The 18170-nt window shown below is 70.2% G+C and carries 19 protein-coding genes; 6 read left to right on the plus strand and 13 right to left on the minus strand.

Going from position 1 to position 18170, the window contains the following annotated elements; genetic code table 11:
* The first annotated feature begins 70 nt into the window (after nt 1-70).
* Nucleotides 71-1333, plus strand: a complete 1263-nt coding sequence (locus QF034_RS15065) for a PTS transporter subunit EIIC (RefSeq protein ID WP_307175450.1) — start codon at nt 71-73, stop codon at nt 1331-1333.
* A gap of 70 nt (nt 1334-1403) precedes the next feature.
* On the opposite strand, the gene QF034_RS15070 is transcribed toward QF034_RS15065, so the two are convergent.
* The gene (locus QF034_RS15070) at nt 1404-2156 is read right to left on the minus strand and encodes an MBL fold metallo-hydrolase (protein WP_307175451.1); all 753 of its coding nucleotides are present in this window, start codon (nt 2154-2156) and stop codon (nt 1404-1406) included.
* A gap of 213 nt (nt 2157-2369) precedes the next feature.
* Between QF034_RS15070 and QF034_RS15075 the strand changes: the two genes are divergently transcribed.
* Nucleotides 2370-2813, plus strand: coding sequence for a type II toxin-antitoxin system PemK/MazF family toxin (locus tag QF034_RS15075; protein ID WP_307175452.1), 444 nt, complete (start codon nt 2370-2372; stop codon nt 2811-2813).
* 57 nt (nt 2814-2870) lie between these two features.
* Here the strand turns inward: QF034_RS15075 and QF034_RS15080 are convergent, their stop codons facing one another.
* The 7 genes from QF034_RS15080 to clpS form a co-directional block, all read right to left on the minus strand.
* Entirely contained in the window at nt 2871-3821 is a 951-nt protein-coding gene (locus QF034_RS15080; RefSeq protein ID WP_307175453.1) for a PLP-dependent cysteine synthase family protein, read from the minus strand.
* 6 nt (nt 3822-3827) lie between these two features.
* Nucleotides 3828-4106 (minus strand): MoaD/ThiS family protein, encoded by a 279-nt coding sequence (locus QF034_RS15085; RefSeq protein WP_307175454.1) that lies wholly within the window; start codon nt 4104-4106, stop codon nt 3828-3830.
* A gap of 114 nt (nt 4107-4220) precedes the next feature.
* Nucleotides 4221-4316 carry a putative leader peptide gene (locus tag QF034_RS41510; RefSeq protein WP_317926516.1) on the minus strand — a complete coding sequence of 32 codons (96 nt, stop codon included), beginning with the start codon at nt 4314-4316 and terminating at the stop codon, nt 4221-4223.
* A gap of 108 nt (nt 4317-4424) precedes the next feature.
* Nucleotides 4425-4847: a M67 family metallopeptidase gene (locus QF034_RS15090; RefSeq protein WP_307175455.1), complete on the minus strand. Its 423-nt coding sequence runs from the start codon at nt 4845-4847 to the stop codon at nt 4425-4427.
* A 134-nt stretch (nt 4848-4981) separates the two neighbouring features.
* Nucleotides 4982-6406 (minus strand): amino acid permease, encoded by a 1425-nt coding sequence (locus QF034_RS15095; RefSeq protein ID WP_307175456.1) that lies wholly within the window; start codon nt 6404-6406, stop codon nt 4982-4984.
* A 340-nt stretch (nt 6407-6746) separates the two neighbouring features.
* Nucleotides 6747-7355 (minus strand): DUF2017 domain-containing protein, encoded by a 609-nt coding sequence (locus QF034_RS15100; protein WP_307175457.1) that lies wholly within the window; start codon nt 7353-7355, stop codon nt 6747-6749.
* A gap of 33 nt (nt 7356-7388) precedes the next feature.
* On the minus strand, nt 7389-7706 hold the full coding sequence (gene clpS, locus QF034_RS15105) for an ATP-dependent Clp protease adapter ClpS (protein WP_020270284.1): 318 nt from the start codon (nt 7704-7706) through the stop codon (nt 7389-7391).
* Nucleotides 7707-7803: 97 nt separating this feature from the next.
* Between clpS and QF034_RS15110 the strand changes: the two genes are divergently transcribed.
* Nucleotides 7804-9150, plus strand: a complete 1347-nt coding sequence (locus QF034_RS15110) for a nicotinate phosphoribosyltransferase (RefSeq protein WP_307175458.1) — start codon at nt 7804-7806, stop codon at nt 9148-9150.
* Nucleotides 9151-9264: 114 nt separating this feature from the next.
* Complete coding sequence (locus tag QF034_RS15115) at nt 9265-9855, plus strand: isochorismatase family protein (protein ID WP_307175459.1); 591 nt, start codon at nt 9265-9267, stop codon at nt 9853-9855.
* Nucleotides 9856-9881: 26 nt separating this feature from the next.
* Here the strand turns inward: QF034_RS15115 and QF034_RS15120 are convergent, their stop codons facing one another.
* Entirely contained in the window at nt 9882-10226 is a 345-nt protein-coding gene (locus tag QF034_RS15120) for a hypothetical protein (protein ID WP_307175460.1), read from the minus strand.
* A gap of 146 nt (nt 10227-10372) precedes the next feature.
* Nucleotides 10373-12730, minus strand: coding sequence for an immune inhibitor A domain-containing protein (locus QF034_RS15125; protein WP_307175461.1), 2358 nt, complete (start codon nt 12728-12730; stop codon nt 10373-10375).
* A 437-nt stretch (nt 12731-13167) separates the two neighbouring features.
* Here QF034_RS15125 and QF034_RS15130 point away from each other — a divergent pair, with 437 nt between their 5' ends.
* A complete protein-coding gene (locus QF034_RS15130; RefSeq protein ID WP_307179882.1) occupies nt 13168-13446 on the plus strand; it encodes a hypothetical protein in 279 nt (92 codons plus the stop codon).
* 50 nt (nt 13447-13496) lie between these two features.
* Here QF034_RS15130 and QF034_RS15135 read toward each other — a convergent pair whose 3' ends face one another.
* Both QF034_RS15135 and QF034_RS15140 read right to left on the minus strand, forming a co-directional pair.
* Nucleotides 13497-14195, minus strand: coding sequence for an RDD family protein (locus tag QF034_RS15135; protein ID WP_307175462.1), 699 nt, complete (start codon nt 14193-14195; stop codon nt 13497-13499).
* 117 nt (nt 14196-14312) lie between these two features.
* On the minus strand, nt 14313-16022 hold the full coding sequence (locus tag QF034_RS15140) for an RDD family protein (protein WP_307175463.1): 1710 nt from the start codon (nt 16020-16022) through the stop codon (nt 14313-14315).
* Between the two features lie 242 nt (nt 16023-16264).
* Between QF034_RS15140 and QF034_RS15145 the strand changes: the two genes are divergently transcribed.
* Nucleotides 16265-16675: an SsgA family sporulation/cell division regulator gene (locus QF034_RS15145; RefSeq protein ID WP_307175464.1), complete on the plus strand. Its 411-nt coding sequence runs from the start codon at nt 16265-16267 to the stop codon at nt 16673-16675.
* 13 nt (nt 16676-16688) lie between these two features.
* On the opposite strand, the gene QF034_RS15150 is transcribed toward QF034_RS15145, so the two are convergent.
* Entirely contained in the window at nt 16689-18095 is a 1407-nt protein-coding gene (locus QF034_RS15150) for an FAD-binding oxidoreductase (RefSeq protein ID WP_307175465.1), read from the minus strand.
* Nucleotides 18096-18170: the final 75 nt, after the last annotated feature.

Here is an 18170-nt window from a genome sequence, read left to right on the forward strand (position 1 = left end):
CCCCTTTTGAGACGCCGCCGTCCCCCGTCGAACTCTTCCTGGGCGGCGCCGTGCCCCATGGAGGAAGTTCATGTCCACAGCCACAGCCGCGCCCGCGAGCCCGAAGAAGGGGTCTGCGGTGATGGCGGTCCTGCAGCGTATCGGCCGCAGCCTCATGCTGCCCGTCGCCGTGCTGCCCGCCGCCGCGCTCCTGGTCCGCCTCGGCAACACCGACATGCTGGGGCGGGAGTCGTTCCCGGAGTTCATCACCAAGATCGCGGGCTTCATGACCGCGGGCGGCAACGCGATCCTCGACAACATGCCGCTGCTGTTCGCCGTGGGCATCGCGATCGGCTTCGCGAAGAAGTCGGACGGCTCGACCGCTCTCGCCGCCGTCGTCGGCTACCTGGTCTTCAAGAACGTGCTGGCCACGTTCACCGACCCGAACCTGCCCAAGGTGGCGACGGCGGTCGACGGCAAGGTCGTCATGACGGACGCGCCGGTGGACGCCAAGGTGCTCGGCGGTGTGGTGATGGGCCTCGTCGTCGCCCTGCTCTACCAGCGCTTCTACCGCACCAAGCTGCCCGACTGGGCGGGCTTCTTCGGCGGCCGCCGCCTGGTGCCGATCCTGTCGGCCTTCGCGGGCCTGGTCATCGGCATCGTCTTCGGCTACATATGGCCGGTCCTCGGCACGGCCCTGCACAACCTCGGCGAGTGGCTGGTCGGCTCCGGAGCCGTCGGCGCGGGCATCTTCGGTGTCGCCAACCGCGCGCTGATCCCGATCGGCATGCACCACCTGCTCAACTCCTTCCCCTGGTTCCAGGCCGGCACCTACGAGGGCAAGAGCGGCGACATCGCCCGGTTCCTGGCGGGCGACCCGAGCGCCGGACAGTTCATGACCGGCTTCTTCCCGATCATGATGTTCGCCCTGCCGGCCGCCTGCCTCGCGATCGTGCACTGCGCCCGGCCCGAGCGCCGCAAGGTCGTCGGCGGCATGATGATCTCCCTCGCGCTGACCTCGTTCGTCACGGGCGTCACCGAGCCGATCGAGTTCACCTTCATGTTCATCGCCCCGGTGCTGTACGCGATCCACGCCGTGCTCACCGGTGTCTCGATGGCGCTGACCTGGGCCCTGGGGATGAAGGACGGCTTCGGCTTCTCGGCCGGCGCGGTGGACTTCTTCCTCAACCTGGGCATCGCGACCAACCCGTGGGGCCTGGCCCTGGTGGGCCTGTGCTTCGCGGCGGTCTACTACGTGGTCTTCCGCTTCGCGATCACCAGGTTCAACCTGCCGACGCCGGGCCGCGAGTCCGACGAGGAACTCGCCGAGCTGCAGAAGGCGGAGGCGAAGTAGCCCGCACACGCCGCACACGCTGAAGGCCCCGGAACCGCTTCGGTTCCGGGGCCTCGTCGTGCTCGGGTGCTCAGAGTTCGTACGTCTGCCGGGGCGCCGCGAGGGCCACCGGGCCGTCGTACACCGCGCGTGCGTCGGCCAGGTTGGCCTGCGGGTCCGTCCACGGCGGGATGTGGGTGAGGACCAGGCGCCGGGCACCTGCCCGGGCCGCCGTCTCGCCCGCCTCGCGGCCGTTGAGGTGCAGGTCGGGGATGTTCTCCTTGCCGTGCGTGAACGCCGCCTCGCACAGGAACAGGTCGGCGTCCCGGGCGAGTTCGTCCAGCGCGGGGCTCACGCCGGTGTCACCGGAGTACGTCAGGACCTTGCCGTCGTGTTCGACGCGGATGCCGTACGCCTCCACGGGGTGGGCCACCCGCTCGGTGTGCACCGTGAAGGGGCCGATCTCGAAGGTGGACGGCTTGACCGTGTGGAAGTCGAAGACCTCGCTCATGGAGGAGGCGGAGGGGGTGTCCGCGTAGGCGGTGGTCAGCCGGTGTTCCGTGCCTTCCGGTCCGTAGACGGGGAGCGGATCGCAGCGGCCGCCGTCGTGGCGGTAGTAGCGCGCGACGAAGTACGCGCACATGTCGATGCAGTGGTCGGCGTGCAGATGGCTGAGGAAGATCGCGTCGAGGTCGTAGAGACCGCAGTGGCGCTGCAACTCGCCCAGGGCACCGTTGCCCATGTCGAGGAGCAGCCGGAAGCCGTCGGCCTCGACGAGGTAGCTCGAGCAGGCCGATTCCGCGGACGGGAACGACCCCGAGCAGCCGACGACGGTGAGCTTCATGAAGCAGAAACCTCCGCTGGCGGGAAATGTCTGAGAGGGGCGTCGGGGGTCGTGCGGTGCGTCGAGCGTAAGGCGCAAAACCTCCGGTCGCTCCTCCGCCAAGGGCTGTTGTGGGCGAACTCACCTGTGGTGTCACCGGTTCGGCTGGCACCGCCGGGGGGTGATCCTCGGGAGAGGGGCGCGGGGGAGGGATGGCGCCGGTAACGTCTCAGTATGGACACGTCCTGGTGGCTGGCGCTCGCCGCGGTGGTACTGCTCGCGCTCGTCGCCACGCTCGTCGACGGCTGGGGGCGGCGGTCGTCGGCGCGGCGGGGCCGGACGGCGGCCGCGGCCGCAGCGGTGGCGGGGTTGCCGCAGCCGGCGGAGATCTGGTGGGCGGACGTCCCCTACGAGGACGAGGCGCGCACGAAGGACCGGCCGTGCCTGGTGCTGGCGGTGCGCGGGGAGCGGGCGACGGTCGCGAAGATCACCACCCGGTTCCGGCACGAGCGCACCGGCGTGATCCCCCTCCCTCCGGGCTCGGTCGGCGACTCCCAGGGCCGGACGAGCTTTCTGGAGACGGACGAGTTGCGGGAGGTCCCGGTGTGGGGCTTCCGGCGACGGATCGGGGTGGTGGACCCGGCGTTGTGGGACCAGGTGCGGTATCTGGCCGGGTGACACGCACAAGGGCCGGAGTTCTCACTCCGGCCCTTCCTTGGGTGGTCTGCCGTCGGGTTACGCCCAGAGCTGGCCCTGGAGCGTTTCGATGGCCTCTTCCGTCGTGGTCGCCGTGTAGACGCCCGTCGACAGGTACTTCCAGCCGCCGTCGGCGACGACGAAGACGATGTCGGCCTGTTCGCCGGCCTTGACGGCCTTCTTGCCCACGCCGAGCGCGGCGTGCAGCGCGGCGCCCGTGGAGACGCCGGCGAAGATGCCCTCCTGCTGGAGCAGTTCGCGGGTGCGGGTGACCGCGTCCGCCGAGCCGACCGAGAAGCGGCTGGTGAGGACCGACGCGTCGTACAGCTCGGGGACGAAGCCCTCGTCGAGGTTGCGCAGGCCGTAGACGAGGTCGTCGTAGCGCGGTTCGGCGGCGACGATCTGGACGTCCGGCTTGTGTTCGCGCAGGTAGCGGCCCACTCCCATGAGCGTGCCGGTGGTGCCGAGGCCCGCCACGAAGTGGGTGACGGAGGGCAGGTCCGCGAGGATCTCGGGGCCCGTCGTCGCGTAGTGGGCGCCCGCGTTGTCCGGGTTGCCGTACTGGTAGAGCATCACCCAGTCCGGGTGCTCGGCCGAGAGCTCCTTGGCGACGCGCACGGCGGTGTTGGAGCCGCCCGCGGCCGGGGAGGAGATGATCTCGGCGCCCCACATGGCCAGCAGGTCGCGCCGTTCCTGCGAGGTGTTCTCCGGCATCACGCACACGATGCGGTAGCCCTTGAGCTTCGCCGCCATGGCGAGCGAGATGCCGGTGTTGCCGGACGTCGGCTCCAGGATGGTGCAACCCGGGGTCAGGCGGCCGTCCTTCTCCGCCTGCTCGATCATGTGCAGGGCGGGGCGGTCCTTGACCGACCCGGTCGGGTTGCGGTCCTCCAGCTTCGCCCAGATACGGACGTCGGCGGACGGCGACAGCCGCGGCAGGCGCACCAGGGGGGTGTTGCCGACCGCGGCCAGGGGTGAGTCGTATCGCATCGGTGATCAGACCATGCCGCCGGCGACGGCCGGCAGAATCGTGATGTTGTCGCCGTCCGTCAGCTTGGTGTTGATGCCGTCGAGGAAGCGCACGTCCTCGTCGTTCAGGTAGACGTTGACGAAACGGCGCAGCTGGTCGCCTTCGACGATGCGGGCCTGGATGCCCGCGTGCCGCGACTCGAGGTCGGCGAACAGCTCGGCGAGGGTGTCACCGCTGCCCTCCACCGCCTTCTGACCGTCGGTGTACTGGCGGAGGATGGTCGGGATGCGGACCTCGATGGCCATGGCTCAGGGCTCCTGTCGGGAGTAGTCAGTCGGGCGCGCGGCAGCGCAGGAACAGCGGGGTGGTGCGTGTGTGCAGCGCCGCGGCTCACGGCCGTACGGCGGCAGGGGCCGGCGTCAACAGATGGCGCTGGCGAGCCTGCACAGGTCGACGTGCAGCCGCGCAACGAGCAGCGTGCCCGGCGTCTTGTCGCTCACGTCGTGGAAAACCATGGGCTCATCGTATCGATTCCCGGTCCGGGTTCTGGAATGTGATCCCACATCGCGGACGATTTCGGGCCGGAGAGTGAGACCGGCCTGTTCAGCCCCGTCCATATCGGCTCAGTACGCCTCGACGATCTCGACCTTCTCCTCCGTGACCTCGCCCTCCACGATCCGGAAGGAGCGGAACTGGAACTCTCCGGCCCCGTCGGTGTCGGCCGTGGAGACGAGGACGTAGTGCGCGCCGGGCTCGTTGGCGTACGAGATGTCGGTACGGGAGGGATAGGCCTCGGTCGCCGTGTGGGAGTGGTAGATCACCACCGGCTCCTCATCACGGTCGTCCATCTCGCGGTAGAGCTTGAGCAGGTCGCCGGAGTCGAATTCGTAGAACGTGGGTGACATGGCCGCGTTGAGCATGGGGATGAAGCGCTCGGGGCGGTCCGAGCCCGCGGGGCCCGCGATCACGCCGCACGCCTCGTCGGGGTGGTCCTTGCGCGCGTGGGCGACGATCTGGTCGACGAGGGCCTGGGTGATGGTCAGCATGTTCGTCAGGATAAGCAGAAGGGCCGTTCCGTACCGATGGATGGTACGGAACGGCCCATATGCCGGACGCCCTGAGCGGCAGCCGCCAGGGGTGCCACGAGTACTCCCGGCGGCTGGACGTCCTGGCGGGGTGGTCAGCCGACCTTCTCGAACTCCGGGTCGCGGCGCTCGGCGATCTGCGGGTTGCGGCTCTTGAGGACCGCCCAGCCGATGCCGAGGGCGACGGCCCAGCCGGCCGCGACGTACAGGCAGACCCGCGCGTCCTTGTCGTACGCGATCATGCAGGTCACGCCGACGAGGAAGAGGAGCGCGACCCAGCTGAAGAGAGCCCCGCCGGGGGCGGGGAAGGCCGAGGCGCGCAGCCGGCCCGCGTCGACCGCGGCGCGGTAGCGGATGTGGCTGACGAGGATCATCATCCAGGTCCAGATGCCGGCCGCGGTGGCGACGGAGGTGACGTAGAGGAACGCCTTCTCCGGGACGACGTAGTTCAGGACGACGCCGATGCCCATGAGCGCCACGGAGACCGTGATGCCGACGGCGGGCGTCTTGCGGGCGTTGAGCTTGCCGAACGCCTGCGGCGCCTCGCTGTTGGCGGCCAGGTCGCGCAGCATCCGGCCGGTCGAGTACATGCCCGAGTTACAGGACGACAGGGCCGCGGTGAGCACCACGAAGTTGACGATGCCCGCGGCGAGCGGGATGCCGATCTCGCCGAAGGCGTGGACGAACGGGCTCTCGCCGGCGGAGAACTCGGTCCACTTGACCACGGAGAGGATCACCAGCAGCGCGCCGACGTAGAAGACGATGATGCGCCAGGGCAGGGTGTTGATGGCCTTGGGCAGGGTCTTCTCGGGGTTCTCCGACTCGCCCGCGGTGACGCCGACGAGCTCGACGGCGAGGTAGGCGAACATGACGCCCTGGAGCGTCATCAGGCTGGAGCCGATGCCGTTCGGGAAGAAGCCGTCGTGCGACCAGAGGTTGGAGACGGTGGCGGTGTCACCGGCGTCGGAGAAGCCGAGGGTGAGCACGCCGAGACCGATGACGATCATGCCGATGATGGCCGTGACCTTGATCATCGAGAACCAGAACTCGACCTCGCCGAAGATCTTGACGGAGATCAGGTTGACGCCGAAGAGCACCACCAGGAACACCAGGGCGCTGACCCACTGCGGGATCTCCGGGAACCAGAAGTTGATGTAGATCGCGGCGGCCGTCAGTTCGGCCATACCGGTGACCACCCACATCAGCCAGTACGTCCAGCCCGTGACGAACCCGAAGAACGGGCCGAGGAACTCGCGGGCGTACTCGGCGAAGGAGCCGGAGACGGGCCGGTAGAGGAGCAGTTCGCCCAGCGCCCGCATGATGAAGAAGATGACTACGCCCGCGAGGGCGTACATGAGGATGATGCTGGGGCCGGCCTTGGCGATGTTCGCTCCGGCACCCATGAACAGGCCGACGCCGATGGCGCCGCCGATCGCGATCATCTGGACCTGGCGACTGCCGAGTCCGCGCTCGTACCCCTCTTCGGGGACGTTTTCCGTGTCGACCTGCGCAGAGGTCATGTGTGGTGCGCCTTTCTCCATGCCGACCCGGACCTTCGTCGGCCTCGGATCGGGTCTCGATCCCCCCGGATAAATGGAGCGGTGCCTGGCCGACGGTCGTCGGCTCGGTGGCGCACCCGGCCGGACATTCGGGTGGTGTCGGCCGGGCGGTCGTGAAGATTTATCACGGCCGCACCACTGATCACCCGGGGGGATTGTGACGCATCACACAGGGAAACCGGACAAAACGCAGCCCACCGCGGCATAGAAGGCGAGCACGGTGACGCGATCGTTATCCGGATTTGAGCGTCCTCTGAGCGAACACCGAGCGGTCACCCGGCGGTCACAGAACCTGCACGGATCAGGGCATAAGGGTTCCGACCAGCGTCTCCTGGAGTCCGCCCAGCCATAGGTAGGCCATCACCATCGGCTTGCGCGGGTCCTCGTCCGGGAGGCGGTAGAGGAGGTCGGTGTCCTCCTCGTCGGTGATCTCCAGCCGCGAGCCGATCGCGAGCCGCAGGTCGTTCAGGGCCGACAGCCACCGCTGGGACTCCTCCACCGACAGCTTCAGCACCGCGCCGCCCTCGCCGGCCGAGGCCGAGGAGAGCGCGTCCAGGGAGCGGATCACCGCGAGGGCGTTGTCCCGCTTGCCGGCCCGCAGGTCGTTCTCCGTGTAGCGGCGGAACTCGGCGGAGTACGCCCGCTGCTCCTCCGCGTCCCGGGGCGAGGCGGGCTGCTCGGGGTCGCTGTAGGCGTCCGGGAAGAGGCGCCTGAGCACCGGGTCGGCGGGCGGCTCGCTCGGGCCTTCCGCGAACAGCTCGGCGAGCGGGTCGTCGGGGGCGTCCTCGGCCGGGCCGGGGCCGATGAGCTCCAGGAGCTGGACGGCCAGCGACCGGATGATGGAGATCTCGACGTCGTCGAGGGCGACGGCAGCGCCGCCGCCGGGAAGCGGTTCGAAGGTTCCGGGCATGAACGCCTTTTCGCTGCTGGGCGGAGAGCTGGCCTACTTGCGGTCCTGCTGGAGGGTGGCCCACAGGCCGTAGCCGTGCATGGCCTGCACGTCGCGTTCCATCTCCTCGCGGCTGCCGCTGGAGACGACCGCCCGGCCCTTGTGGTGGACGTCGAGCATGAGCTTGGTGGCCTTGTCCTTGGAGTAGCCGAAGTACGTCTGGAAGACGTACGTCACGTAGCTCATGAGGTTGACCGGGTCGTTGTGGACGATGGTGACCCAGGGGAGGTCCGGCTCCGGTACGGCGAATACCTCCTCCGCCGACTCGGTCCGTTCGATCTCCAGGGGCGCGGGTGACGTCACACTGCCCATGCTGCCACCCGAGGGGGGTAGTCGCACAAATGGGCCTGGAAACCGGGGGCCTTGCTGCAAATCGTCAAACTGACGAAATGGGGGTACGATCCCGCTCATGAACACAGCGGACCTTGGGCTGCCGGTGGCTGTTCCCTCGACGGCGCTCTTCACGGACCAGTACGAGCTGACGATGCTGCGGGCCGCCCTGGAAGCGGGCACGGCCGAGCGGCGGAGCGTGTTCGAGGTCTTCACCCGGCGCCTGCCGAACGGGCGCCGCTACGGCGTCGTGGCGGGCACCGGGCGGGTGCTGGACGCGGTGGAGAACTTCCGCTTCGACGCGGGCGTCCTCGACTTCCTGCGCGAGCGCGAGATCGTCGGCGGTCAGACCCTCGAATGGCTCGCCGGCTACCGCTTCAGCGGGGACATCTGGGGCTACCCCGAGGGCGAGGTGTACTTCCCGGGCTCGCCGATCATGCGGGTCGAGGGCACCTTCGCCGAGTGCGTGCTGCTGGAGACCGTGATCCTGTCGATCCTCAACCACGACTCGGCGATCGCCGCGGCGGCCTCGCGCATGTCGTCGGCCGCCGGGGACCGGCCGCTGATCGAGATGGGCGCCCGGCGCACGCACGAGCTGGCCGCGGTGGCGGCGTCCCGGGCCGCCTACGTGGGCGGTTTCGCGACCACCTCGGACCTGGCCGCCGGGTTCCGCTACGGCATCCCCACCGTCGGCACCTCCGCCCACGCCTTCACCCTGCTGCACGACAGCGAGCGGGACGCCTTCCAGGCCCAGGTGAACACGCTCGGGCGGGGCACGACGCTGCTGGTGGACACGTACGACGTCGCCGAGGCGGTCCGTACGGCCGTGGAGGTCGCCGGACCCGGGCTCGGGGCCGTGCGGATCGACTCCGGCGACCTGCTGCTGGTGGCCCACCGGGTACGGCAGCAGCTGGACGAGCTGGGCGCGACCGACACGAAGATCATCGTGACCTCGGACCTCGACGAGTACGCGATCGCCTCGCTGGCGGCGGCGCCCGTGGACGCGTACGGCGTCGGCACGCAGTTGGTGACCGGGTCCGGGCACCCGACGTCCTCGATGGTCTACAAGCTGGTCGCCCGGGCCGAGTCCGCGGAGCCGGACGCGCCGCTGGTGCCGGTGGCGAAGAAGTCCACCGGGGGCAAGACGTCCGTGGGCGGGCGCAAGTGGGCCGCGCGGCGGCTGGACTCCTACGGGGTCGCCGAGGCCGAGGTGATCGGCACCGGGCCGGTGCCGGCGGAGCTCGCGGACCGGCAGCTGCTGGTGGAGCTGGTCAAGGGCGGCGAGGTCGTCGCCCGGGAGCCGCTGGACGCGGCGCGGGACCGGCACGCGGCGGCGCGCGCGGGGCTCCCGATGTCGGCCACGCAACTCTCGCGCGGGGAGCCCGTCATTCCGACGGAGTACGCGCACGACGCCTCGGGTAGCTAGGGGGGTGTGCGGCGATGCGCCGACCCGTGCCCCCTCCCGTCTCCTGCCCCATGTCAATAGGCTCGGAAGTTCACCGGCCGGGCTTGCCGACCTCATAGCCGAAGGACACCGACCATGCGCCGCGCCTTGATCGTCGTAGACGTGCAGAACGACTTCTGCGAGGGGGGCAGCCTCGCGGTGGCCGGCGGTGCCGATGTGGCTGCCGCCGTCACCGAGCTGATCGGCCAGGCGGCCGGCTCCGGCTACCAGCACGTCGTGGCCACCCGCGACCACCACATCGCCCCCGGCGGCCACTTCTCCACCAACCCCGACTTCGTCCGCTCCTGGCCCGCGCACTGCGTCGCCGGCACGGAAGGCGTCGGCTTCCACCCGAACTTCGCCCCCGCCGTCGCGTCCGGCTCCGTCGACGCCGTCTTCGACAAGGGGGCGTACGCGGCGGCGTACAGCGGCTTCGAGGGCGCGGACGAGAACGGCACGCCCCTGGCCGACTGGCTCCGCTCCCGCGAGGTCACCGAGGTCGACGTGGTCGGCATCGCCACGGACCACTGCGTGCGCGCCACGGCCCTGGACGCCGCGAAGGAGGGCTTCCGCACCCACGTCCTCCTCGACCTCACGGCGGGCGTGGCCCAGGGGACCACCGAGCGGGCCCTGGAGGAGCTGCGGGAAGCGGGCGTGGAGCTTTCCGGCAAGCCGGTCGTCCAGTGACCCGGTAGCCCGGCAGCGCCCGGGGGTCAGGTCTGGGCCGTCGGGCGGCGCAGCAGGGCTCTGATCGGGCGCCACAGTTCGAAGGCGAGGTCCGGGCTCGCCACGACACCGTTGTCAGGGGCCGTGCGCCATATCAGGCCGTCGGGGTGGTGCAGGACGGCCGTGATCTCGTCGGGGGACGGCGGGGCGGCGTTGCCGCGCAGGTAGACCGCGCGCAGGCCCAGGTTGCGGAGCCTGGTCAGGGCTCGGGAGCGGTTCGCCGCGTGGATGAGTACGCGGACGGAGCCGGGGCCGTCGGCGGCGGGGCTGGGCAGGTTCAGCGCCACCACCACGGTGCCGTTCGGCAGCTTGCAGAAGCCTCCTGCGGCCATGCGGTCATACCCCCGTGTCGGTCGGTGTGTCGGTCGGCGTGCCGACCGGTGTCAATAAGAGAACCACAGGACGCACCTAAACACGGATCGGCGGTGACCCGCCAGGGGGTCACCGCCGATCATGCTCTGACCTGGGGAAATGCGTTTTACTTCGCGGCGGGGCCTACTTCGAGCTCGATCGTCGAGCCGTCCTTGGCCTCCTTGATGATCTTGATCTTGGTGTTGGTGTCAGTGATCTTGACGCCGCCGGTCTTGTTCGACTCGTCGTAGTAGGTGTTGGTGCGGTCGTTGAAGACCGATACTCCCTTCGACGACGGGATGTGCGTCGCGACGTCCGCGTTGTGCAGCGTGATGCCGTCCGTGCGGTACAGGCTGAACGGCGAGTCGTAGGCCTGGATGCGGTTGCGCATCAGCGTGCCGTCGGTCCACTTCAGCGCCTTCGGGTGCGAGTCGACCGGCAGCAGCAGACCCGTGCCCGGGTGGACGCTGGTGTTGTTGTCCGCCTGGGAGGTGTCCCACTTCCAGATCAACAGGCCGTTCTGGTACGGGTAGTGCTCCACCCAGTCCGGACGGGTCTTGGAGAAGCCGAAGTTGTACGGGCCGACCTTGAGGGTCTTGTCGTACGACACGTACTGGCGGTTCTCCGCGAGGTAGTACTGCGCGTAGTCCTTGGTGAAGGACGCGCCCATGCGGGAGAAGCCGTTGCTCTTCCAGGCCGCGTCCGCGGACTCGGCGTCGTCGGAGAAGACCGCGGCGCCGTCGGCGGTCACCGTGATGCGGTCGGCCGTGAAGCCCTTCTGGGCCACGCCGCCGTCGGTCTGGTAGCGGAAGCGCAGGTCGATCTTCTTGCCCGCGTAGGCGTCCAGCGGGAACGCCAGCTTCTTGTACGCGCCGGACGTGCCGGTCAGGACCGGCTTGTCGCTGCCGTCACGCGGGAGCGGCTGGCCGTCCACCGTGCCGTCGAGCGGAGTGAAGTTGGCGCCGCCGTCGGTCGACACCTCGGTGTAGAGGTAGTCGTAGTTGGCCTCGATGTCGTACCAGCCGTCGAGCGTCAGGGACGCCGACTTCTTGCCGGTGAGGTCGACCGAACGGGCCAGCGTGTTCTTGAGGTTGTCGCCGCTGCCGCTCCACCACTGGTGCGCGCCCTGCGCGGGCGCCACGATCTCCGTGGTGACCTTCTTCTTGGGCAGCTCGACCACGAGGCCCTGCTTGTGCTTCGTGTTGTACTCGGCGACGCCCAGCTTGTGCCACGAGTTCGTCGCGGCCTTCGCGGTGTCGTACTTGAGCCAGCCCAGCTGGAGCTTGTCCCAGGCGGTCATGTCGCCGGGCAGGTCACCGATCTCGTTCTTGCCGGTGCCCAGCCAGGAGCCGGAGGACATCAGGGTCCAGAAGCCGGTGGAGTTGTCGCCGCCGCCGGTGGTGTCGTAGTGGTCCGGCAGGCCGAGGTCGTGGCCGTACTCGTGGGCGTAGACGCCGAGTCCGCCGTTCTCCGGCTGGACGGTGTAGTCGCCGACCCAGATGCCGGTGTCGCCGATCTTCGCGCCGCCGAGCTTGTTGTCCTCGGGACCGGTGGCGCCGGCGTCGGTGCCGAAGGCGTACCAGCGGTGGGCCCAGATCGCGTCCTCGCCCTGCGCGCCGCCGCCCGCGGACTCGTCCTCACCGGCGTGCACGACCTGGAAGTGGTCGATGTAGCCGTCGGACTCGTTGAAGTCGCCGTCGCCGTCGAAGTCGTAGCGGTCCCACTGGTCGTACTGCTTGACGTCCGCCTTGATCTCGGCGTCGGTCTTCCCAGCCGCCTTCTGCTGGGAGACCCACGCGTTCAGACCGTCGCTGACGACGTTCCACACGCTCGGGCAGTTGGTGTCACCGCACGCGTTGTTGCCGTAACGGGCCTCGTTGTAGGGGACCTTGACCCAGTCGGAGACCTCGCCCTCGACCGAGTAGCGGCCGGAGGACTGCTTCTCGTAGTACTTCTTCACCGACTCGGTCTTCTTGCCGGTGCCGAAGTAGAGGTTCTCGAAGTACTTCTGGTCGTAGTCCGCCCGCCAGGCCGTGGAGTTGTCCTTCTTGCGGTCCGGCTTGGCTATCTGGTTGTGCAGCGGGCCGGGCGTGCCGCCGAACTCGCTGGTCTTGTCGCCGAACTCGACCAGGATGGTGAAGATCTTGTCGGTCTTCTCGCGGCCGAGCTCGACGTACTTGTTGTCGCCCTTCTTGCTCTTGAGCTGGACGACCTTCGAGCCGTCACGGTTCTTCACCGTGGACTTGCCGGATATGACCTGCTTCAGGGCCTCCTGCCGCTGGGCCTCCTGGGTCTTGCTCAGCGGGCCTGCGAGGTCGTGCTCGCCTTGGTGGCGGTCCGCCGGGTCGTGCCGGTCCACGGTGGTGGACCTGGGAGCGGAGGTGTCGTCGGCCTGGGCCACGGCGTATGCGGAGCCGGTGGCTGCGGCCGCCGCGAGCGCCACGCCTATGGCGGCGGCTCTGAACGTCCAGGGTCTACTGGTCACTTGAGTTCCTCCCCCGCGTTCGAGCGCGCGGAAGGAAGGGGTCCTGGTCGTGGAAGGTCCGCGCGCGCGTGATCAACGCGTGTAGTCAAGTGACGACATTTGACTAGAGGTTTAGAAGAAAAGACAGACCTTGACTTGGACAGGTCAAGTGCACTATGCGGAGTCGACGTTCGTTTTACGGACAACCGATCCGGTGCCCGGCAGGCATCTTCCGACGTCGGGCAGGCACGTGCCACCGTCCGGTGGGCGCGCGCATATGTCCACTACCTGGACGCCATGACTCCGTGCGCCCCCTGTGCTCCGACCCTGTTGATTAGGTCACGCTTACCGCTCGTTCCAGTCGGGCACCCTGCCGGTTAGAGTCGCTTGGCGGAACGTCCGGAAGCCGGCGGAATGCCAGGCTGACACCCCCGTGGACCCCCACTTTCGAGGACATGATGGCCATGCCCCGTCCGACTGCCGCACAGCTCGCCTACGGTTCCTGCACCGTGATCCTCTCGACCCTCGCCATGCTGCTGCTGTCACAGACGAGTTCGGGCGTGGGGATCGCGATCATCGCCGTCGCGGCGCTCGCCCTCGGGCTGCTGGTCGCCATGACGGTGCCGCTGCCCGGGAAGCGCCCGGCCGCGATGGAACAGCCCGCGCCCGAGGAACCCGTACGGGCCTCGGTCGCCGCGCCGGCCCCGGAGCCGGTGCGGGAACGGGCGATCTCCTGACCGCCGACTGTTCCTTCCTTTTCCTTACCTCCGGTTGATGGGTCTGTGCCTCAATTGGTGCTGACCACGACCGTTTTGGCCGCCTTGTCGTGCAGGCCCTGCTTGTAGGGCCGGTCGAAGAAGCTCCAGCCGCCCGAGATCACGAGCCAGACGCAGAAGCAGCAGAAGAAGCACGGGATCCACAGCACCGCCGAGCGCATCAACGCGTTCTGCGCGGAGGGCGTGGCGCCGTTGTCGAGGTTGGCCACGCGCATGTGCAGCAGTTTCTTGCCGAGGGTCTGGCCGGTCCGCGCGGTGAGGAAGGTGTCGTAGGCGACGTAGAGGACGGTGGCGACCACCGACTGCCAGAGGGACTTGCCGGCCTCGATGCGGTCGCTGTCCACGTCGTACTCGTTGATGCCGAAGCCCCAGGTGAGCAGGACGGCGACGACACCCACCAGGATGATGTCGATGATGCGGGCGAGGATGCGCTTGCCGCTGTCGGCGAGCGGGGGCATGCCGGCGAGGGGGTCGGTGGGGTAGGAGCCGCCGCCGTAGGGGCCACCGCCCTGGCCGCCGCCGGGAGGGCCGCCGTACGGGCCGCCGCCGGGAGGACCGCCGCCGGGGCCGCCGCCGGGGCCGCCACCCGGGTATCTCGGGTCGTAGGGCGAGCCCGCGCCCTCGCCGGGCTGCTCGCCCGGGGGCCGCTTCCTGAACGGATCGTCTTCCGGGGGCTGCTGCCCGGAGCCGGGGGGCGGTTCACTGCTCATGGCCCGAGTCGACCGCGAACCCCCCGGCTCCGCATCCGGCAGACGGCCGTCCGAGCTACGGATTCACCTGGTGCCCAGCAGCACGCCGCCGTCCCGTGCCGGGCGCAGGTGTGCTGCTCAGCCGGCCACGAACGTGTGCGCGGCCTTGTCGTGCCAGCACTGGCGCCACGGCTTGTCGAACAGGCACCAGGCGATGCCGACGATCCCGACGACGAGGAGTCCGGGCACGCTGTAGACCAGCCAGCGGCGCAGGGCCGCGCCGAACTCCGGGGTGTCGTGGCCCTCGATGTCCCGCACGTCGAGACCCATCAGCTTCTTGCCGAGGGTGCGGCCCCACTTGGCGGTGGGGAGCACCTCGGAGACGACGCCGACGAGCAGCAGGACGGCCAGGACGATGCCGAGGTACACCGACGTGGTGCCGTCGAGCAGCCAGACCGTGACGGTCTCGCCGGAGAGCTTGGCCGCGTCGATCTTCTCGTTGACGTGGTCCACCGCCTTGATGCCGAGCGGTACGGCGGCTCCGGCGGTGACGCCGGCGAGGACGAGGGTGTCCAGCAGCCGGGCGACCAGCCGCTTGCCGAGCCCCGCGGGGCGGGCCGACGCCTGGCGCCGCGCGGCCGCCTGGAAGATGTCCTCGGTCGGCGGCTTCCAGGGCGCGACGGGCTGCTCGTCGCCGCCCGCTCCGGCCAGCCGGTGCACCTGCTGCGCCCAGGAGGACTGACCGCCGCCGGGGCCCGCGCTGAGGGGCGCGGCGGCGGCGGCGGGGCCGGGCTGGGGCCCGCCGGACTGCGGGGGGACGGTGGGCGCCGCCTGGGGCCCGGACAGCGCCGTAGGGGCGGCCGCGGAGGCCTGGGCGCCGGGGTCGGCCTGCGCGGCGGCCCGGGCGGCGGCGGCCTTCCCGGCAGCGAAACCGGGGCGGTTCGAGGCGTCACCGGAGGCGGCGGTGCCGCCCTGCGCACCGAGGGCGGGTCCCGCCGGGCTGGCACCCGGACCGGCCTGGGCCCCGAAACCGGACCCCACCGGACCCGCTGCCGCTCCCTGCGGGCCGAAACCAGGCCCCGCCGGGTTGCCGCCGGAGCCGCCCGGGCCGCCCGGGCCGCCCGGGCCGCCCGGCGCACCGAACCCGGACCCCGCCGGGCCACTGCCAGAACCGCCCGAGCCCGCAGAACCCGCCGGGCCCTGACGCGGCGGCACCGCGCGGAACATCATCGTGCCCTCGTCGGGGACGTCGGCGGAGGGCGCCCCTCCCCCGGCCTTCCCCGTCGGGCGACGGAAGACGAACGTGCTGCCGGCGGCCGCGGCGTTCGCCTCCCGGTCGGCGGGTGACGGTGGTTCGCCCTGGGGGGCGGACTCGCCGGCCGGCTGCCGGTCGGCGTGCGCCACCCTCGGGTCGGCACCCTGCTGAGCCGCTCCCTGCTGGGCCGCTCCCTGCGCTCCCTGTGGTGCGCCCCACGAGACACGGCGGTCCTGGTCGCCGCCGAAGCCGGACTGTCGGGAGCGGTCGGCGCCCCAGGCGGACGCGGGTTCGGGACGGCTGCCGTGCTGGGCGTCGGCTGGGGACGGCTCGTCGGCCGGGTCCTCGTCGAAGAAGTGCGGACCGGTCTCCTCGACCGAGCCGGAGGCCGAGGCGGAAGCGGAGCCGGCGGCGCCGGACTGCTCCGCGCCGGGCGGCGGCGCGAGCGTCTCGCCGTCCTTGGGTGCGGGACGGCTGGTGCCCGGTACCCAGGAGGCACCGTTCCAGTACCGGACATATCCAGGAATGGACGGGTCCGGGTAATAACCTTCGCGGGGCCTGTCGTCACCGGGGGCCGGGGTTGGGGCGCTCATCTCCGTCGTCCCGTATCTGCTCGAGGGCCAAATGGGGGCCTCCACATCTATCAGACGTGCGCAACCCCCACCGCCGCTCCCACCGGACCCACCCCTTTCGAGCACCGATGTGCTACGCATCGCGCGGCCCGGCGCCTCCCCCTGCGAAAAAACTTCCGGAAACGCGTAATGCCGCCGCCCCCGCCCGCTCTCTCCTGCCGACCGGCCCTCACGGGCAGCCGTGCAGAGAAGGGAAGACCGCCATGCGCACCGTGGTGGAACGCGAACTGGAGCTGAACCTCGTCCTGTCGCCCGAGCGCCGGATCCCGGTGCCGGCCCGGCTCGGGTACGTCACCGACGATCCGTACGCCGTCCACGTCACCTTCCACATCGACTCGGCGCACCCGGTGCACTGGACGTTCGCCCGGGACCTGCTGGTGGAGGGCGTGTTCCGGCCGTGCGGGCGGGGCGATGTGCGGGTGTGGCCGGCGAAGGCCGAGGGGCGCGGCGTCGTGCTGGTGGCGCTGAGTTCACCCGACGGGGAGGCCCTGCTGGAGGCACCGGCGGCGCCGGTGTCGGCCTGGCTGGAGCGCACGCTGCGGGTGGTCCCGCCGGGGACGGAGGGTGAGCAGCTCGGTCTCGACGACGAGCTGGCCGAGCTGCTCGCCCGGTGAGGACGCGCGACCTTCAGAACAGCTTGCCCGGGTTGAGGATGTTCAGCGGGTCGAAGGCCTGCTTGACGGCCCGCTGCAGCTCCATCCCGACGGGGCCGATCTCGCGCGCCAGCCACTCCTTCTTCAGCACGCCGACGCCGTGCTCGCCGGTGATGGTGCCGCCGAGTTCCAGGCCGAGGGCCATGATTTCGTCGAAGGACTCGCGGGCGCGCCGGGACTCGTCGGGGTCGGCCGGGTCGAAACACACCGTCGGGTGGGTGTTGCCGTCCCCCGCATGGGCGACGACCCCGATGGTGAGCTGGTACTTCTCGGCGATCCGGTCGACCCCTTCCAGCATCTCGGCGAGCCGGGAGCGGGGCACGCACACGTCGTCGATCATCGTCACGCCCTTGACCGCCTCCAGAGCGGTGAGCGACAGCCGGCGCGCCTGGAGGAGCAGTTCGGACTCGGCCGCGTCGTCGGCCGGTACGACCTGGGTGGCGCCGGCGGCCTCGCACAGGGCGCCGACGGCGGCGAGGTCGGCGGCCGGGTCGGTGGTGTCGAAGGCGGCGAGCAGCAGGGCCTCGGTGCTCTCGGGGAGGCGCATCTGCGCCAGGTCGTTGACGGCCTTGACCGTCGTACGGTCCATGAGTTCGAGGAGTGACGGGACGTGGCCGCCCTCCATGATGCGGCACACGGCGTCGCATGCGGCGGCCCCGGAGGCGAACTCGGCGGCCAGCACGAGCTGCTCGGGCGGCTTGGGACGCAGCCCGAGCACGGCCCGTACGACGATGCCGAGCGAGCCCTCGGAGCCGACGAACAGCCGGGTCAGGTCGTACCCGGCGACGCCTTTGGCGGTGCGGCGGCCGGTGGACATGAGCCGCCCGTCGGCCAGCACCACGTCCAGTCCGAGGACGTACTCGGCGGTGACCCCGTACTTCACGCAGCACAGGCCGCCCGAGGCCGTGCCGATGTTGCCGCCGATGGTGCACATCTCCCAGCTGGAGGGGTCCGGCGGGTAGTACAGGCCGTGTTCGCCGACGGCCCGGGAGAGGGCGGCGTTGATCACGCCGGGCTCGACGACGGCGACGCGGTCGACCGGGTTGATCTCCAGGATCCGGTCCATCTTGGTCAGGGAGAGCACGATGCAGCCGTCGGAGGCGTTCGCGGCGCCGGACAGTCCGGTGCGGGCGCCCTGCGGGACGACCGGGACGCGCAGGGCGGTGGCGGTGCGCATCACGTGCTGGACCTGTTCGGCCGTGCGGGGCAGGACGACCACGGCCGGGGCGCCGGCCGGGCAGAAGCTGGCCATGTCGTGGGCGTAGGAGGCCGTGACGTCGGGGTCGGTGAGGACCGCCTCGGCGGGCAGGCCGCTGCGCAGCAGGTCGAGAAGGTTGCCGGTCGTTTCGTCGCTGGGCGCTTCGATACGGCTCATGATCACAGGTTCGCACCCGGGGCCATCGGTGTGAACCCGTCGGCGGCACCCTTCGGCTGCCCGGGTGTGGTCGTCGTACTG

The organism is Streptomyces africanus (assembly GCF_030816955.1).
Lineage (GTDB): Bacteria > Actinomycetota > Actinomycetes > Streptomycetales > Streptomycetaceae > Streptomyces > Streptomyces africanus.

What these genes read in the sequence shown, in the direction of transcription:
- QF034_RS15140 (WP_307175463.1), bottom strand. Translation starts at nt 16,022, where the DNA reads ATGAGCGCCCCAACCCCGGCCCCCGGTGACGACAGGCCCCGCGAAGGT.
- QF034_RS41510 (WP_317926516.1), bottom strand. Translation starts at nt 4,316, where the DNA reads ATGGTTTTCCACGACGTGAGCGACAAGACGCCGGGCACGCTGCTCGTT.
- QF034_RS15070 (WP_307175451.1), bottom strand. Translation starts at nt 2,156, where the DNA reads ATGAAGCTCACCGTCGTCGGCTGCTCGGGGTCGTTCCCGTCCGCGGAA.
- QF034_RS15130 (WP_307179882.1), top strand. Translation starts at nt 13,168, where the DNA reads ATGGCCATGCCCCGTCCGACTGCCGCACAGCTCGCCTACGGTTCCTGC.
- QF034_RS15090 (WP_307175455.1), bottom strand. Translation starts at nt 4,847, where the DNA reads ATGCTGACCATCACCCAGGCCCTCGTCGACCAGATCGTCGCCCACGCG.
- QF034_RS15135 (WP_307175462.1), bottom strand. Translation starts at nt 14,195, where the DNA reads ATGAGCAGTGAACCGCCCCCCGGCTCCGGGCAGCAGCCCCCGGAAGAC.
- QF034_RS15145 (WP_307175464.1), top strand. Translation starts at nt 16,265, where the DNA reads ATGCGCACCGTGGTGGAACGCGAACTGGAGCTGAACCTCGTCCTGTCG.
- QF034_RS15075 (WP_307175452.1), top strand. Translation starts at nt 2,370, where the DNA reads ATGGACACGTCCTGGTGGCTGGCGCTCGCCGCGGTGGTACTGCTCGCG.
- QF034_RS15080 (WP_307175453.1), bottom strand. Translation starts at nt 3,821, where the DNA reads ATGCGATACGACTCACCCCTGGCCGCGGTCGGCAACACCCCCCTGGTG.
- QF034_RS15115 (WP_307175459.1), top strand. Translation starts at nt 9,265, where the DNA reads ATGCGCCGCGCCTTGATCGTCGTAGACGTGCAGAACGACTTCTGCGAG.
- QF034_RS15120 (WP_307175460.1), bottom strand. Translation starts at nt 10,226, where the DNA reads ATGGCCGCAGGAGGCTTCTGCAAGCTGCCGAACGGCACCGTGGTGGTG.
- QF034_RS15095 (WP_307175456.1), bottom strand. Translation starts at nt 6,406, where the DNA reads ATGACCTCTGCGCAGGTCGACACGGAAAACGTCCCCGAAGAGGGGTAC.
- QF034_RS15085 (WP_307175454.1), bottom strand. Translation starts at nt 4,106, where the DNA reads ATGGCCATCGAGGTCCGCATCCCGACCATCCTCCGCCAGTACACCGAC.
- QF034_RS15100 (WP_307175457.1), bottom strand. Translation starts at nt 7,355, where the DNA reads ATGCCCGGAACCTTCGAACCGCTTCCCGGCGGCGGCGCTGCCGTCGCC.
- QF034_RS15065 (WP_307175450.1), top strand. Translation starts at nt 71, where the DNA reads ATGTCCACAGCCACAGCCGCGCCCGCGAGCCCGAAGAAGGGGTCTGCG.
- QF034_RS15110 (WP_307175458.1), top strand. Translation starts at nt 7,804, where the DNA reads ATGAACACAGCGGACCTTGGGCTGCCGGTGGCTGTTCCCTCGACGGCG.
- clpS (WP_020270284.1), bottom strand. Translation starts at nt 7,706, where the DNA reads ATGGGCAGTGTGACGTCACCCGCGCCCCTGGAGATCGAACGGACCGAG.